The following is a 16,879-nucleotide window of genomic DNA, read 5'->3' on the forward strand; positions in this document are numbered from 1 at the left end:
CAACTACTAGATTAAATATGGTTTACAACTTTTTTACGTCGGTTTTCTTTTTGTTCTTTACAGTTACCGCAACAACACCAAAACACGCCGAAACAGCTGCAAAATCAATTAATGCAGAAGCAAATGCTGTATCCGAAACAGTATCAGCGTACAACATGATCAAGTCACATTCTTTGTCTATGCCTAAGTTTGAATGCTTCCAGAAAGCAATGAACGGTTTCAAGAAGCTTAAGGCTGAAGGCAAGATCAAAAAAGACCTTTTAACGCTTATCGATTTCAGCCAGTCTTCTAATACTAAAAGGCTTTGGATTATTGATATGGCGACCAACACTGTACTATATAATACTCTTGTAGCGCATGGCAGAAACAGTGGCGACGAGTTTGCTACGGCTTTCTCTAATGCTTCAAGCTCTAACAAAAGCAGCCTTGGCTTTTATGCTACAGGCGAAATTTACCAGGGTAAGCACGGTACTTCGCTTCGTCTTGACGGGCTGGAGCAGGGTATTAACAACAATGCCAGAAACAGAGCTGTAGTTATGCACGCTGCCGATTATGTAACCGAAGGTTTCATCAAAGCACACAAAAGATTAGGCAGAAGCCAGGGATGCCCTGCATTGCCACCTGCTCTTAACAAAGAAGTGATTGACCTGATAAAAAACAAATCATGCCTTTTTATCTATCATCCTTCACAAAGCTATGCTACATCATCTAAACTACTTTCGTAGTTTTTTGTAAAGCACAGCGTCGAGATTATAGACATCATTCCTGAACTGCAATCCGCCCTGGTCCATCCAGGCGGTCCAATATAACTGATGAACGTGAGTCCCTTTTTTGAGATTCACGTTTTTTGTTTCTCCCAATGCGATCATTTCATCAAGTTTCTCTTTAGTCCAGTCGGCTTCTTCTTTTTCCAGCACATAGCCGGCAAGTTTTAAAGGGTCTTGCACACGCACGCAGCCTGAACTCAATGCCCTGTAGCCTTTACGGAAAAGTTCTCTGTGGTTGGTGTCGTGCAGATAAACAGAAAAGCTGTTCCTGAAATTGAATTTTACCAGGCCAAGTGAATTATTCATGCCCGGCCCCTGTACATAGCGATAATGGTCGGCTTTTTCAGGATCCCAGTCTTCGGGAGATGTTTCTACCGTATCACGGTGTTTGTAAATCTTCATGTTGTGGCTTGCGAAATAGCTCCTGTCTTTAGTTGCGGAAGGTGTAAGGTCTTCTTTAAGTATAGTAGGGGGGACTGTCCATGTGGGGTTCACCACAAGATTGTTCAGTACAGCATGCAATACCGGAGTCCTTCTTTCCGGCTTGCCCACAACAACTTTATATACCTCAATAGTGTCATTCTTTTCCAGTACTGCCATCTGAAACTCGGGAATGTTTATGAGCAGTGCTTTTTCGCCAAAATCATAAGCAAACCATCGCCATCTTTCCAGATTCGCGATTACCTGTTGTTTACGTTTATCAAGGCTGGTGTTTAAGCATTCCAGCGTGCGGCCGCTCACTATGCCGTCAGGATAAATGCCATGACGTTTCTGAAAGTGCTTAACGGCTCTCATGGTCTTACGGTCATAAACATTTCCTTTGACGTTTTCGGCATCAAGGTCTTTCCAGTAGGCAAGGCGGTTTTTAATTTCGATTACTACAGCGCCGGAGTCTTTCAGCTTTACAGCGCCTTTTGTGGCGATGTTTTTAAAATCTTTATCGTTGGGCAGGCTGTTCAGGTAGGCAAGCCCTTCGCGAAGACTGTTGTATATTTTATGGGTAGGCCTGCATTTTGCCAGTGTTTCGTTTACCGAATTATTTTTCAGGGCTTCGGTGAGCAATTGGTTGCTGTTGAGGTTTTTTGATGGCAATGCCCAGTCAAAATAGACTTTATAGGGAATAAGCTTGCCTTTAAAAAGATGATTTGCCAGCTTACGGAAGGATTGGGTAAGCAGGATATCATATTCAATACATTGCTCCTGGGTAATGCTAATGTTGTTTTCGTATTGTTGTAAAACTGCAATATTGTAGTCTGAAGGTAATAGTCCGTCTTTTGAAGATTCGTTAATGGACTGAAGCAGTTCAAGGCGGTTTTTTTCTTCGGTCCAGACCGTATTGAACTCATTTGCCTTGTAAAAGTCTTTAACGCCCTTGGTGGCGTCATCCAGCAGATCGTTATCTATAGGGTGGGCAATATTTTTCAGGTGCTGTGTGTTGGCCACAGCTTCAGGTCGTGTTTCTTTTACTCCAGCAGTATTTTTACAGGAAGAGAAAAGAAGGACAAAACATAGCGATAGTAGGGCAGCTGTCTTCATTTGTGATTGAATTTAGCGGTGTATTAAAATTACAAAACTATGCGCGCCGATGTGTTGTGAATAATGTAATTCTTTGTGAAAGAGAGGTTAAAGTTGGTTTTGGGTGATTTTATATGAAAAAGAACATCTATGAAGCCTTTAATAAATGCAATCATAAGGTTTTGTTGTAAAAGCGGATGCGAACATTTTTTTGATGAAAAATGTAATTTTTTTAATGAGGTAACAAATTAGTAATAAATAATTTAAATGGTGTTGCTTGAAAAACCTCCGTTTTTTTTCATTGAAAAGTTTGCGAATATGGAAAGTGGTTGTATATTTGCACCACAATAACGCGGAAGTAGCTCAGTTGGTAGAGCTCCAGCCTTCCAAGCTGGTTGTCGCGAGTTCGAGCCTCGTCTTCCGCTCTGCGTTAAAAAGCCCAAACATAAGTTTGGGCTTTTTTTATATAATTTTTTTAAGGAATTGGACTTATCACGTGTGCATGAGAAATACATCTTCTAAATTACGGTTGCTGCCTTTAATTATGGTTTTATTTTATGCTGTTGTCAATTCATTATTTGACCTTAGTTCTGAAGTTAAGCTCGCTTTTTTGGCGCTGTTATTGGCCATGTCGTTCAGTGTAGTATATTATTTGTATAAGTTAAAGCAAATATCAAAACAGAGACTTGTCATTTTTATTATTATGGTAGGAATAAGTATAGCGCTTACCGTAGGAATGTATCTTTACACCATGCAGCTTTAATAATACAAACAAAAAAGCTCTCAATTGCAATCGAGAGCTTTTTTGTTATCTAAGTTTAGATAAATCACTTCCTGTTTCAAGTTCTTCCGGCTGCATTCCCTGGCGGAAAAGCCTTGCCTGCAAATCGCCTTTCAGGGTTATTTTGTCGCCATGTACCTCAAGCCAGCTGCCTTCGCGCAATCCAAGTACGGGCTGAGGGTTTATTGTATGAAATTCGTTAATCCTTGTTTCCCTTGTCTCGCCCATGTGAGTAGATCCCTCAATGGGGTCAAGATAATGCGGGTTAAGGTTAAAAGGTATCAGCCCAAGTGTGTTGAAGCTTGGCGGATAAATGATAGGCATGTCGTTAGTGGTTTGCATTGTCAGGCCTGTTATGTTGCTGCCGGCACTACTTCCCAAATAGGGAGTCCCATTGTTTACTGCTTTCTGTATGGCTGTCATAACATTATTTTGGTACAGCTGCGTAACCAGTAAAAAGGTATTTCCGCCTCCGGTGAATATAGCTTCGGCATTGGCTACAGCCTCTTCGGGATTGTTAAATTCATGAAGTCCTTTAACCGTTATGTTTATCGCTGCAAATGTCTCGGCTACCCTTTTAGTGTAATCATCATGACTAATGCCTCCCGGCCTTGCATAAGGCATAAAAAGTAATGATTTACAATCTTTGAAATGCACCTCGAGCGCAGGTAGTAAATATTCCAGGTAGGCACCCCCGTGTAATGTGGAAGTACTCGCAATAATAAGTTTTTTCATTCGTTTAATAGTCTAAGAAGAGGTAAAGTTACGGCTTTCCGCTTAATACATTAATCACCTAAACTCACGTACTTGAAAAATTTATTTTTCCTGGTTTCCATGGCTGCATCAACAGTGCTTTCAGCCCAGGGACGCTCCCCTCTTAACGGAAAAATCAAATCGGATACCGAAGATCTCGAGGGTATCTACGTAATCAATAAAACTGCCGACCTGTCGGTTACCACAACACGGGGTGGTTATTTTACTATTTCGGCAAAAGCTACTGATACCATTATTTTTTCCGCTGTAAATATTGTAGCCAAAGAAATTGTATTGATAGAAGACGATGTAAAGTCTGCATTGCTGATCGTTCCTGTAGAGAAATATGTACATGAGCTTGATGAGCTTGTTATTGTGAATTACAGCCACATCAATGCCGAATCGCTGGGTCTTGTGCCTAAAGGGCAAAAGAAATATACGCCTTCTGAAAAAAGGCTGCTCACTGCCAGTGCTTCTAAAATGAATCCGATGGGGCTGGATCCTTTATTTAATGCACTTTCGGGGCGGACTAAAATGTTGGCTAAGGCCAATGAAACCGCTAAAAAAGAAAACTTAATGGAGGAAATTGACTATATTTATACAGAGGAAGAACTCATTAGTAAATTTAATATTCCGAAAGAGTATGTAAGAGGGTTTGTGTACTTTTTGGTTGAAGATTCAAATTTTGCGAGGGCGCTTAAAAATAAAAATGAAACCATGGCAAGATTTCTGATGAGTGGTCTGTCGGGAAAATACCTTGAACTTTTAAAGAATGAAGAATAAGCTGCTGCTTGTTTTAGTTTTTTTTATAGCTCATTTTGCTATCGGCCAAAAAAGACAGCCTCTATTTGGGAAAATAATAAATGGTTCATTACCTGTTAAAGATGTTCTGATTGTGAATATTTCTTCACAACGTGAAGTAAAAACAAACGAGAAAGGGGAGTTTAATCTTTTGGCAGAACCAAAGGATACCCTAGTGGTAGCACTTGCAAGGTCAAAAACAATAATTGTTACTGAAGCTGATTTCAGTTCGGGGTTGATAATAAAATTTGATACATATGAGCTTGAAGAGGTAGTTGTAACTAAATATAATAAAATAAATGCTGTGGACCTTGGGATTGTCCCAGCAGATCAGAAACAGTATACTGTGGCTGAAAAGCGTCTTAGTGTAGCTTATGGAGATGCCCCGGAAGTGTTCATGAATTCAACTACAGGTACGTTGTGGTTAAATGTTGTTGTTCCAACGGATGGAATTATCAATAAGATTAGTGGGAGAACCCGATCGATGGAAAGGGCTTTGGAATCTGAGAATAAAGAAAAAAGGATGGAAACTTTATACGATCTATATGATGAACAAACTATTGTTTCTTTTTTCAAAGTACCCAAAGAATATGCAAAAGGCTTCCTGTCTTATGTTGTCGAAGATGCAGATTTTGCCCGTGCTGCTAAAGAAAACAACGAAACTTTAATGCAATTCCTTATATCAGGTCTTGCAGTGAAATACTTAGAATTAATTAAAGATGAAAAGTAGGCTTTACATGGTATTGTTGTTTGTAACCTTTGCTGCTTTTTCGCAGGAAAGGCAGACAATTCCTGGCAGGGTTATGTCGGGCAACAATGGTGTAAGCGGTGTATTTGTGATTAACAAGACCGCCGGAACCGAAGTTAAGACTGATTACAAAGGTTATTTTGATCTTACGGCCAAAGCAGGAGACAGGATTGTTGTTTATAGTACTAAAACCATTGTAAGGGAGTTCTCCCTGATTGCTGACGCATTAAAAGCCTCGCCTTATGTTATCAGTGTGAACTATAATTCTGTAGAACTTGACGAGGTGGTTATCAATAAATACAGCCATATTAATGCCGAATCGTTAGGTATTGTCCCAAAAGGGCAGAAACGCAGGACGGTTGCAGAACGCAGGTTATATACTGCAGGAAATTTTACGGTAGGTACTGTAATAGGGCTTGACCCGATAATCAATGCGATATCCGGCCGTACACGTATGCTGAAGAGGGCATACGAATCGGAAAAACAGGAAGGAGCCATTGACATAATGAAAGGGTTGTACAGTGACGAAGAAATTGTTGCCAAATATAGCATACCACAGGATCAGGTAAACGGTTTCAGGTATTACCTGGCAGAGAATAAAGAATTTGCAGCTGTTCTCAAAGCTCAGAATAAAGGGTATATTGATTTTATGTTAATGGAATTGTCTAAAGAATATCTGAAGCTGCAGGAGAATGGTAAATAAATTACGATATGTTTTACTGTTTTGTTTTGTGTGCACTGTGGCATTTGCCCAACAGCTAAAAGGAAGAGTTGTTTCAGGCAGGGTGGGTGTAGGCAATGCTTTTGTGATTAATAAAGTTACTGGGATAGAAACAAAAACGGACGCCGGGGGTACATTTTCTATCGCTGCAAAACCCGACGATGTGCTGGTGGTTTATAATACAAAGATCATGGTGCGTGAGTTTATGCTTAATGCCGATTCGTTTAAGAACATGCCCTATGTTGTCTCGGTAAATTATAAAGTGGCTGAGCTTGACGAAGTAGTTATAACCAAATATGGTAATGTGAATACGGTCTCATTAGGTATGGTGCCTGCAAACCAAAAAAGGTATACCGTAGCTGAAAGAAGGCTGTATACTGCGGGTTATGGTTCCATCGGGCTGGTTGCACTTATCAATGTTATTTCAGGCCGTATGAAAATGCTGAAACGGGCATATGCTACCGAAAAACAGGAGGTGATTTTTGAAGGGATCAAGGATATGTATGATGAAGAAGACATCAATGAGCAGTTCAATATACCAAAGGAGCAGGTAAAGGGCTTTATGTATTATCTCGTAGAAAACAGTGAGCTTATTGTTGCAGTGAAAGCCAAAAATAAAACCTATGCCGACTTTTTAATGCTGGGACTTTCTAAGAAATATCTTGAACTACAGCAGGAAGGCAGGCAATAAAAATGACATCATCCAATCCAACCTATACCAATGAAAAATCTTATTGCAATTACTTGTTTTGTTCTCCCTTTGCTCGGGCTTGCGCAAGACCGGCCATCTTTACATGGTAAAGCCATATCTGATGAAACTACAGTTGAATTCCTTATCGTAAAAAACCTTACTACAAATGCCACAGCAAATGGTAATGAAAGCGGAAGCTTTATTATCAACGCAAAAGAGGGGGATGTGCTTGAGTTTTCCTGCATTACTTTTACTACGGTTACCCATACCCTTAGTGCTAAAGATATAAAAGAGGAACTTTTTGTCGTAAGGCTGGTGCCGTCGGCAATTTTATTGGATGAGATTGCGCTCAGCGGCCTTACAGGCAGCCTGTATATTGATAGCAAAAACACTGATGTGCTATTACTGAATGATAAATTTAAAGACGATTTTGATGCTGCTGCACTCAACTTAGGCAGGGTGAACAATAATCCAAATATGAATTTGGATTTTATTTCTATTTTGGGGGCTGTAGCCGGTGCTGTTTACTCTGCTATGTCTCCTGAATCGTCGCATTCAAAACCGTCCGGGGGCAAAGCTGCTTACAGGCCATCATCGGTTGAGCAAATATCATTTTCTAAAATCCTGAGGGAAAGTTACCCGGAGTCTTTTTTTACAGACACTATAAAAATACCCAGGGAAAGGCTTGCACTGTTCCTGATTTCCTGTAATGACACTGCAAAGCGGTATTTGATCGATCCAAAAAATGAACAGGAACTTATTGCTTATCTTAAAGAAAGATATAGTAAATTTATAATTCAATATGAAGCCAATGAAAACTAAAATCTTACTTTTTGCAGTAATGTTACTTCCTCTGCTGGCTATAGCCCAAAAGGAACCCCGAAAGATATTGGCCGGACGGGTCGTGGCAGATTCATTAAAGGTTGAGAATCTTACAGTGCTCAATATGACCTCAAGGATAAGTGCGGTAACAGATGATAATGGTGACTTTGCCATTTATGCGCGTTCCGGCGACACCTTGCTGTTTTCGGGAATTACAGTTCATGCAGCACAGCTTGTACTTAAAAGAGAGCATTTCCTGGAAAAGAAACTGCTTATTAAGCTTAATGTTGAGGTTACAACGCTAAAGGAATTAATAATTACCCCAAATGTACTAACGGGAACCCTTGAAAGTGACAGCCGGAAAACAAAAACAAAGAACATTACCGGTGGCATGAGTTCGGGAGCAATTATAGCAAATGACCCTACTTTAAGACCTGAGGCTAATCCAAATACGGCACTGCCTACTAATGTTCTGGGGAGCCCTTTGACAGGGGTTAATTTTGGAGAGGTGTACAAGATGATCTTCAAAAAGAAAAAACGAAGTGATAAAGGCGTAATCTATGCGAATAACAATGGAAAGACTTTTTCTGAAGATGTGAAAGAGCGCTTTACGCACCACTTCTTTACTAATATGCTCAAAATACCAAATGATCAGATAGGTCTTTTTCTTATTTATTGCGATAAAGGAGAAGAGACGGCCTGGATGCTGAATCCTAAATATGAATTTGAGCTTACTGATTATCTTGTAAACCAGAGCTCTGAATATTTAAAAAACAGTAAATAAATCATTAAGTTTACTACATTTGGGGCGATGAGAAAAATTGCCACATACTGCTGCCTGCTGATGTTTGTCCTGACACTTACGTCAGCAGCTTTACACAAATATTATGTGTCGGTATTTCAGCTCAATTATATGCCTGCTAAAAAAGAAATACAAATGACTTCGCGCATTTTTATTGATGACCTTGAAGCAGCTCTCAAAAAGAAATATAAAAAGAATCTTTACATTGGCACTTCTACAGAGGCGGCTGATGCTGATGAGTATGTAAAAAAATATATTACCGATAAACTGCATATAAAGATTAACGGTAAAGAGAAAGCAATTAAATTTTTAGCAAAAGAAACAGAAGAAGATATACTTATTTGTTATTTTACTTTGCCGGCCGAAAGTGCTGTAAAGTCAGTAACAGTAAGCAACACAGTTCTTTTAGAAATGTATGAAGACCAGCAAAATATAATTCATGGTAATGTAAAAGGTAACAAAAAAAGCCTTTTGCTGACTAATGATACAAGCGAAGGATTGCTGGAATTTTAAAATCAGGATTATGAAGAAACTATTATATACGCTGTCGTTGTTTTCGGTAATGCAGTTAACAGCTCAGGAAACCACGGTGCAAAAGCGTGAGCCGGGTCATAAAGACAATAATAAGTTTAGCCAGATGTATGATCTTCTGGCAACGCCCAATTCATACCGTACAGCATCCGGAGCGCCGGGTCCGGCCTATTATCAGCAGCAGGCTGACTATAAGATGGATATAGAGCTGGATGATAAGAATACAAAGATACTAGGCAGGGAAACGATTACTTACCATAATAATTCGCCTGAAACTCTTGATTATTTATGGGTGCAGCTGGATCAGAATCAACAGGCAAAAGATTCTAAGTCAAAGTTAGTGGAAAGCCAGAAAATGGATCAGGCGTATAAGCCGGATGCTTTTTCGCGACGTTATTTTGAGGAAGGCTTTCCGGGAGGATTCAATATAGAGTATGTGCAGGATGTGGCGGGTAAAGCGCTGCCCTATACCATAAACCAGACCATGATGCGAATTGACCTGCCAACACCGCTAAAACCGGGTGCTAAGGTTTCCTTCTCAATTAAATGGTGGTATACTATCAATAATTATCGTGTACATGGTTTCCGTTCCGGTTATGAGCATTTTGATAAGGACAATAATAATTTATACGTTATTGCGCAGTTTTATCCACGCATGGCAGTTTACAATGATGTTGAAGGCTGGCAGAACATGCAGTTTTGGGGTGCGGGAGAGTTTGCGCTTCCATTCGGTAACTTTGAAGTGAACATTACCGTGCCTGCCGATCATATCATGGATGGTACCGGAGACCTTATGAACAGGGCTGAGGTACTGACTCCTGAGCAACTGAAACGTTATGAGTTGGCGACAAAATCCTATGATAAGCCTGTAGTTATCGTTACACAGGAAGAAGCAGAGAAATCTGAAAAAGGATTTGCTGCACAAAAGAAAACATGGAAGTTCAATGCTAAGAATGTAAGGGATTTTGCGTTCTCTACTTCACGAAAATTCATTTACGATGCAATGGCGGTAAAACTGTCTGAAAAGACAGTGATGGCTATATCGCTATATCCTAAAGAGGCAAACCCATTATGGGGAGAAACATCGACTAAAGTAGTTGCGCATACGCTAAAGACCTATTCAAAATATACTTTTGATTACCCCTATCCTAAAGCGATATCAGTATCAGCCGAAGATCAGGGAATGGAATACCCAATGATATGCTGGAATTATGGAAGGCCTGACGAAAAAGGCTTTGTGAGCGACAGGATTAAATGGGGCAACATGAGCGTTATCATACACGAGGTTGGGCATAACTTCTTCCCGATGATCGTGAACTCTGATGAAAGGCAATGGACGTGGATGGACGAAGGGCTTAATACCTTTCTGCAATATTTGACAGAACAGGAATATGATGCTAACTATCCGTCAGCACGCGGTCCTGCTTCGAAAATTGTACCTTACATGAGTGGCGACCAAAAATTCCTTGAGCCTATTATGACAAATTCTGAAGCTATCCATCAATTTGGCTCCAATGCTTATGCAAAGCCTGCAACAGGGCTTAACATGCTGCGTGAGGTGGTTATGGGTAAAGAATTGTTTGATCATGCTTTTAAAACCTATGCTAACCGCTGGAAGTTCAAGCACCCTACGCCTGAAGATTTCTTCAGGACCATGGAAGACGCTTCGGCAGTTGACCTGGACTGGTTCTGGAGGGGGTGGTTTTATACTACCGATTATGTAGATATGGGGATTCAGGAAGTAAAACAATACTATGTTACCGAAAAGCAGCCTGAAAGCCTGAAGGATGTGAATATTAAAAAAGGCAGATTTGATAAAGAAAAAGGGCCTTTTGTGTATATGGTTGCCGATGAGGCTGACTTAAAAAACCGTGACAAGAAAGCACTGGACGCGAAAGATGTAAAGCTGCTGGAAGATTATCTTTTGGAAAAGTTTACTGCCGAAGAAAGGGCAAAACTGAAAGCGCCCAACTATTTTTATGAGGTAAGCTTTAATAAGCCGGGCGATATGCTGATGCCTATTATTGTTGAGCTTACATTTGAAGATGGTACTGTCGGGAATTACACCTTCCCTGCACAGATATGGAGGAAGAATAACCAAACAGCATCGCGTGTATTTGCAACAGATAAACAGGTGAAGAAAATTACCCTCGACCCTAAACAGCTTACTGCCGATGTTGATACGACAAATAATGTATGGCCTGTTGAAGCGGCTGTCTCAAAATTTGATCAGTTAGAGAAAAAAGGAAGTAAATAAGTTAAATTAGGTTTAAATAGCATAAAACCACAACCGTGTTTAAATTAAACACGTAATTTATAATTACCTTTGGGTTTTAAATTTTGTAGTTATGTTTGGAATAGGAGGAGGAGAATTTCTCTTGATCATATTGGTTGTCCTTATGCTTTTCGGATCTGATAAGATACCGGAAATTGCGCGCACCCTTGGTAAGGGAATGCAGCAGCTTAAGAACGCCTCAAACGAGATCAAAAGCGAGATACACAAGAGCGCTGATATAGACGGTATAAAAAAATCATTTAACGAGATTGGTAACGATGATGTTACTAAAAACATTTCCGGCGAGATAGATAAGGTGAAGGAGGATATTGAAGATATGTCGGGACCTATAAAACGTATCAGATAATATGCTGGAAAAGTTGCTGGAACTGGACAGGGATGCATTGGTTTACCTTAACTCCCTTGGCTCTGAATTTTTTGACCCTTTTTGGGAGTTCATTACCAAACAGGTAAACTGGATTCCGGTATTTGCCATTATCGCCTATCTTACCTTTAAAAGATTGGGATGGCGCCACGCGCTGCTTGTAGTAGGCATGGTAGCTTTACTGATTGCATTTACCGACCAGACGACTAATCTCTTCAAAAATGGTTTCCAGAGACTACGACCGGGCAATAACCCCGAGATAGCAGGTGTTATCAGGGCTATCCAGCACCGCAGGTCGTTCAGTTTTATATCCGGGCACGCTTCTAACTCTATGGCTGCCGCTTTCTTTTTGTATATGGTACTAAGGCCTTACCTCAAATATATGGGGTTCTTCTTTTTATGGCCGCTTATATTTGCTTACAGCCGTATTTACCTTGGGCTCCATTATCCCGGAGACATCCTTATGGGCTATGCCTGGGGATTGTTTACAGGCTGGCTTGTGCTTAAATTATATGTATTCCTGAGGAATAAATATTTTCCTCAACACGAAAATTTAGATCATCCTACTAACAGTAAGCCCGTCACGAATGGGTAACAGTACTGTTTCTACCCTTGGGTCTTCTTTAAGCAGCTGATTGTATTCTAAAAGTATTTTAGTGCTTTTGTCATTGGCTTTTACAGGCTCTAAAACTTTTCCGCTCCACAATACATTATCAGATAATATGATGCCGCCTTTGTTCATAAGGGGTACGATCATGTGGAAATAATTGATGTAGTTTTCTTTATCAGCATCAATAAATACAAGATCGAATTTTTTGCCCAAAGAAGGAATCATCTCAAGAGCATTTCCTAAATGTTGCGTTATTTTATCTTTCCATGGAGAAAGGTCAAAGTATTTACGCTGAAAATCGTACAGTTCTTCATTATTGTCCATAGTGTCCATTGTACCGTTTTCCTGAAGGCCTTCAGCAAGGCATAGGGTTGCATAGCCCGTGTAGGTACCTATTTCGAGGATATGCTGAGGATTAACGAGCTTTGATATCATGCTTAGTACTCTTCCCTGAAAATGACCGCTCAACATGCGGGGCTGTAATATCTTCTGATGGGTTTCCCTGTTAAGTGCTGCTAACAGTCCTGGTTCATTTTCGCTGTGAAAAGCAGCATAATCTTCAAGTTCTTCAGATATGAAATGCATAATATGGATTTTTAGCAAAGGTAATAAATGAGAAGTCAATGTTAACTTATAACAGAAAGTTTACCGATGTTTATGATATAACGTTAAAACGGTTATTTTTACAGTGTTAAAATTGTTGTCATGAGGGGGTTATATTCTTTTTTGCTTTTATGTGTTTTCTACTTTGGTTATGGCCAGGTTACCAATACAGGTAAACCTGCCAGTTGGGAATTTATGACTAAATCAAAAGTAGCGGCTAATGCAATGCCTGAATTTGACCTTGCAAAACTTAATGAAGAGGACAAGATTAATGATGCGGATAAAACCAAAGCATGGCGCTACGGCTATGAGTTTACAGTTGACCATAATCTTGCCAACAGCGGAGAGTGGACTACTTTGGCAAACGGTGACAGGATTTGGAGGATCAGGTATACGTCTGCCGGAGCAAAGACAATGAATTTTTTGTTTAGTGATTATTATATGCCGGCCGGCGCCAAAGTATATTTATATAATAATGACAGGACCGATTTGCTTGGCGCTTATGATGCCGCCCAAAACAATGAAAAAAGAGAATTGGGTACATGGCTTATAAGCGGTGAAGATATATGGATAGAATATTTTGAACCTGCCGCAGTAAAAGGACTGGGGAAGCTTGAGATATTTAAAGTTGTGCACGGCTACAGGTCGGTTGCCAACATGCAAAAATCTCCTGATGATGACCTGAATACTTCGGGGAAGTGTAATTATGATGTGAATTGCGACATGGGTGCTATCAACAGTCTAAAGGATATCAATAAAAAAGCTATTGGGCTTATCATTGTCAATAATTCAAGTTTTTGTACCGGGGCTTTGATCAATACAACTGCCAATGACGGTACGCCATACCTGCTTACGGCTAATCATTGTGTCGAAAACAGAAATGTGACTAACTGGGCATTCCGTTTTAACTGGATCAGCCCAAATCCTGTTTGCGCACAGAATGCGAAAAGCACTACTAACGCTCCTGATTACTATCAGACCGTGAGCGGAGCAGAACTGAAGGCCAAAAGCGCTGCCAGCGACTTTTGCCTTTTAAAATTAACTTCTGAACTCCCGGCAGAATGGGATCTTGTATGGGCTGGCTGGAGCAGGAATACTACACCTCCGTCATCTACATTTGGTATCCATCACCCGTCAGGTGATATTATGAAAGCCTGCAAAGATGCAAATGCACCATCTATAGACAATAGCGATGGGCTTTTTATGTGGGTTGTAAACGATTGGGACATGGGTGTGACCGAGGGTGGTTCTTCCGGTTCGCCGCTTTTTGATAATAATGGAAGGATAATAGGGCAATTATATGGAGGAGAATCGGAATGTGTAGGGACTACCGATAATGGTGGTTTTGATATTTATGGCAGGTTTGATGTTTCATGGACAGGAGGCGCATCGTCTTCTACCAGGCTAAAGGACTGGCTTGATCCTGCCAATACAAATGCTCTTACGGTTAATTACAGGACACCTTCGGGAGAGCCAGTTGTTCCGGTTGCATTGATGGTGTATCCTAATCCTTCTGATGGGATATTTACAGTTACGCTTCCGGCGGCTTCGCACTTTACACTTTTTAATATATTAGGACAGCTCATGGCCGAAGGCCAGTTTGCTCAGGGGGATAATATACTCGATGCTTCGGGAGCGGCAACCGGCGTTTATGTTTTAGTACTGACTGATGCATCAGGTAAGGTTACTGACCATAAACTTGTAAAAGAGTAATGAGATAAATATTTAAAATTATAACATTTAACCTTCGTTTAGTAGGGAATATAACATTTACGATTATATTTACGCCGTTTTAAATAAATTATATGAAAAGAAAATTTACACTTATACTACTTATGCTGATGGGTATAACCTCGGCACAGGTGACTAATGAGGGCAAACCATTTGGTTGGAAAGGTACAGGCTTTGAAAAGGTTGAAGCCTATAAAATGCCTTCGGTCGATCTAGCAAAACTTCAGGCTGAAGATGCTGTCAACGACAAGAACAAAACTAAACCATGGCGTTATGGCTTCGAGTTTCTTGTAGACCATAATTTAAAGAATAGCGGAAACTGGACAACACTTGCTAACGGCGATAAAGTCTGGAGAATTCGTTACTACTCTGAAGGTGCTCAAACCATGAACTTTTTGTTCAGCGATTTTTACATGCCAAAAGGTGCAAAAGTGTATCTGTATAATAACGACAGGACCGATTTGCTTGGTGCCTATGATGCACAGCAAAATAATGAAAAAAGAGAGCTTGGTACCTGGCTGGTTACCGGAAGTGATATATGGATAGAGTATTATGAGCCTGCCAATGTAGCGGGGCAGGGTAAGCTTGAAATATTTAAAGTAGTACACGGTTACAGATCATTAAGCAGTTTGCAGAAAGATGCAAGCGACGGGCTTAACACTTCGGGCAATTGTAACTATGACGTAAATTGCTTTATGGATGATATTGACGGTCTTAAAGATGTAAACAAAAAGTCGGTAGCGCTTATCATTGTAGCAAATTCTGCATTTTGTACAGGAGCGCTTATTAATAACACGAGCAATAATGGTACTCCTTATTTTCTAACGGCTAACCATTGTACAGAGGATGAGGATGTGAATCAGTGGGCTTTCCGTTTTAACTGGATAAGCACTAATCCGGTATGTGCCGGAAGCGAGCCAAGTACAGATAATGCGCCTAACTACTACCAAACGGTAAGTGGAGCACAATTAAAAGCTAAGCGCGCACAGAGTGATTTTTGCCTACTTCAGATTACTGCCAACATGCCGTCTGACTGGGATTTGGTTTGGGCAGGATGGGACAGAAGTGAAACGCCTGCGCAATCAACCTTTGGTATACACCACCCGGCTGGCGATATTATGAAAGCCTGCAGGGATTTTAATGCTCCGATATTAAATAACGATCAGGGTGAATTTATGTGGGAAGTTGCTGACTGGGATCTTGGTGTTACTCAGGGAGGCTCGTCAGGGTCGCCGCTATTTAACCAGGATGGCAGAATTATAGGGCAATTATATGGCGGTAGCTCAGGCTGTGATGGAAATACTGATAATGGAGGTGAAGATGTCTATGGGAGATTTGGTAAATCCTGGAGTGCGGGAACTACATCTTCTACAAGGCTGAAAGACTGGCTTGACCCTACAAATACCGATGCTATAACTGTTGATAGTTATCCTGTGCAGTCTGTACTTGCTGTAAACGCCAGGGTGTCTATACATGCGCTTGGGCTTGAAGGCTGTGATACAAGTGTTAACCCTGTTATACGTCTTGTGAACAAAGGAACCCAAAACCTTACTTCAGCTCAGGTTACATATACTTTTAACGGAGAGCCTACAGTGATAAACTGGACCGGCGACCTCGTTATAAATACGGCTGAAGATATCGAATTGCCTGAACTTACAGGTATTTCGGGAGAAAATACCCTGTCTGTGGCAGTAACATTGCCTAACGGACTGACAGATCAGGATACATCGGATGATACTACACAGACAAACTTTATTATTACGGTTTTCCCTGTTACTAATGTAAAGTTTCAATTACAAACGGATGTTTTTGCAGACGAAACATCATGGGAGCTTAAAAATGAAGCGGGTAATGTTGTGTATTCGGGTGGTAATTATCAGCAATTTGCCAGTGTTTCGCAAGTGTTTAACCTTACGCAAACAGGCTGTTATACATTTACTATTTATGATGTTGGAGGAGACGGTATCTGCTGTGACTATGGCCCCGGATTTTATAAACTGGAGACCCAGGCAGGCGAATTGATACACTTAGGTAATACATTTGGCAACTCGGAAAGTGTAAGCTTCAGGCTTACTGATATTTTGGGTACAGATGATGCAGCATTCAGGTCGGGAATTAAAATATATCCAAACCCATCTTCGGGAATTTTCAACATCATTGCTGAAAATAATCTTGAATACAGGCTGTCTAATATGCTAGGGCAGGTAATTAAAACCGGGAATTTCAATCACACGGGTAGTCTTGATATTAGCTCAAATGCAGCGGGCGTTTACATGCTTAGCGTTAAAGATGCAGTATCAGGAAAGTCAGCCAATTATAAGCTGATCAAACAATAATTTAAAT

The 16,879-nt window shown here is 40.5% G+C and carries 17 protein-coding genes and 1 tRNA gene; 15 read left to right on the forward strand and 3 right to left on the reverse strand.

From position 1 onward, the window contains the following. Positions 1-17 precede the first annotated feature (17 nt). On the forward strand, positions 18-725 hold the full coding sequence (locus ACX0HA_RS08330) for a murein L,D-transpeptidase catalytic domain family protein (protein WP_458844807.1): 708 nt from the start codon (positions 18-20) through the stop codon (positions 723-725). Here the strand turns inward: ACX0HA_RS08330 and ACX0HA_RS08335 are convergent. Beyond that, a complete protein-coding gene (locus tag ACX0HA_RS08335; protein ID WP_458844808.1) occupies positions 714-2,303 on the reverse strand; it encodes a L,D-transpeptidase family protein in 1,590 nt (529 codons plus the stop codon). The genes ACX0HA_RS08330 and ACX0HA_RS08335 overlap by 12 nt on opposite strands. 331 nt (positions 2,304-2,634) lie before the next feature. Here ACX0HA_RS08335 and ACX0HA_RS08340 point away from each other — a divergent pair. After that, positions 2,635-2,707, forward strand: a tRNA-Gly gene (locus ACX0HA_RS08340). A gap of 77 nt (positions 2,708-2,784) precedes the next feature. Then, positions 2,785-3,045: a hypothetical protein gene (locus ACX0HA_RS08345; RefSeq protein ID WP_458844809.1), complete on the forward strand. Its 261-nt coding sequence runs from the start codon at positions 2,785-2,787 to the stop codon at positions 3,043-3,045. A gap of 45 nt (positions 3,046-3,090) precedes the next feature. Here ACX0HA_RS08345 and pepE read toward each other — a convergent pair whose 3' ends face one another. After that, entirely contained in the window at positions 3,091-3,798 is a 708-nt protein-coding gene (gene pepE, locus ACX0HA_RS08350; RefSeq protein ID WP_458844810.1) for a dipeptidase PepE, read from the reverse strand. A 72-nt stretch (positions 3,799-3,870) separates the two neighbouring features. Between pepE and ACX0HA_RS08355 the strand changes: the two genes are divergently transcribed. The 10 genes from ACX0HA_RS08355 to ACX0HA_RS08400 all read left to right on the forward strand — a co-directional run bounded on the left by ACX0HA_RS08355 (position 3,871) and on the right by ACX0HA_RS08400 (position 12,187). Next, positions 3,871-4,599 (forward strand): hypothetical protein, encoded by a 729-nt coding sequence (locus ACX0HA_RS08355; protein ID WP_458844811.1) that lies wholly within the window; start codon positions 3,871-3,873, stop codon positions 4,597-4,599. After that, on the forward strand, positions 4,589-5,347 hold the full coding sequence (locus ACX0HA_RS08360) for a hypothetical protein (protein WP_458844812.1): 759 nt from the start codon (positions 4,589-4,591) through the stop codon (positions 5,345-5,347). The genes ACX0HA_RS08355 and ACX0HA_RS08360 overlap by 11 nt, the downstream gene beginning before the upstream one ends. Then, positions 5,337-6,068, forward strand: a complete 732-nt coding sequence (locus ACX0HA_RS08365; protein WP_458844813.1) for a hypothetical protein — start codon at positions 5,337-5,339, stop codon at positions 6,066-6,068. The genes ACX0HA_RS08360 and ACX0HA_RS08365 overlap by 11 nt, the downstream gene beginning before the upstream one ends. Next, positions 6,058-6,777, forward strand: a complete 720-nt coding sequence (locus tag ACX0HA_RS08370) for a hypothetical protein (RefSeq protein WP_458844814.1) — start codon at positions 6,058-6,060, stop codon at positions 6,775-6,777. The genes ACX0HA_RS08365 and ACX0HA_RS08370 overlap by 11 nt, the downstream gene beginning before the upstream one ends. Before the next feature lie 30 nt (positions 6,778-6,807). After that, positions 6,808-7,599, forward strand: coding sequence for a peptidase associated/transthyretin-like domain-containing protein (locus ACX0HA_RS08375; protein ID WP_458844815.1), 792 nt, complete (start codon positions 6,808-6,810; stop codon positions 7,597-7,599). After that, positions 7,589-8,383, forward strand: a complete 795-nt coding sequence (locus ACX0HA_RS08380) for a hypothetical protein (RefSeq protein ID WP_458844816.1) — start codon at positions 7,589-7,591, stop codon at positions 8,381-8,383. The genes ACX0HA_RS08375 and ACX0HA_RS08380 overlap by 11 nt, the downstream gene beginning before the upstream one ends. Before the next feature lie 27 nt (positions 8,384-8,410). Beyond that, positions 8,411-8,914, forward strand: coding sequence for a DUF6702 family protein (locus ACX0HA_RS08385; protein WP_458844817.1), 504 nt, complete (start codon positions 8,411-8,413; stop codon positions 8,912-8,914). 10 nt (positions 8,915-8,924) lie between these two features. Beyond that, positions 8,925-11,189 (forward strand): M1 family metallopeptidase, encoded by a 2,265-nt coding sequence (locus ACX0HA_RS08390; RefSeq protein WP_458844818.1) that lies wholly within the window; start codon positions 8,925-8,927, stop codon positions 11,187-11,189. Positions 11,190-11,280: 91 nt separating this feature from the next. Then, positions 11,281-11,574, forward strand: a complete 294-nt coding sequence (locus ACX0HA_RS08395) for a twin-arginine translocase TatA/TatE family subunit (RefSeq protein ID WP_458844819.1) — start codon at positions 11,281-11,283, stop codon at positions 11,572-11,574. Position 11,575: 1 nt separating this feature from the next. After that, entirely contained in the window at positions 11,576-12,187 is a 612-nt protein-coding gene (locus ACX0HA_RS08400; protein ID WP_458844820.1) for a phosphatase PAP2 family protein, read from the forward strand. Here the strand turns inward: ACX0HA_RS08400 and ACX0HA_RS08405 are convergent. Beyond that, positions 12,146-12,787, reverse strand: coding sequence for an O-methyltransferase (locus ACX0HA_RS08405; protein ID WP_458844821.1), 642 nt, complete (start codon positions 12,785-12,787; stop codon positions 12,146-12,148). The two genes, ACX0HA_RS08400 and ACX0HA_RS08405, sit on opposite strands and share 42 nt — an antisense overlap. Before the next feature lie 120 nt (positions 12,788-12,907). Here ACX0HA_RS08405 and ACX0HA_RS08410 point away from each other — a divergent pair, with 120 nt between their 5' ends. Together ACX0HA_RS08410 and ACX0HA_RS08415 are read left to right on the forward strand one after the other, a co-directional pair. Continuing rightward, entirely contained in the window at positions 12,908-14,518 is a 1,611-nt protein-coding gene (locus tag ACX0HA_RS08410; RefSeq protein WP_458844822.1) for a T9SS type A sorting domain-containing protein, read from the forward strand. 92 nt (positions 14,519-14,610) lie between these two features. Continuing rightward, positions 14,611-16,872 carry a T9SS type A sorting domain-containing protein gene (locus ACX0HA_RS08415; RefSeq protein ID WP_458844823.1) on the forward strand — a complete coding sequence of 754 codons (2,262 nt, stop codon included), beginning with the start codon at positions 14,611-14,613 and terminating at the stop codon, positions 16,870-16,872. The last annotated feature ends 7 nt before the right edge of the window (positions 16,873-16,879 follow it).

Source organism: Flavobacterium hauense (genome assembly GCF_054457175.1).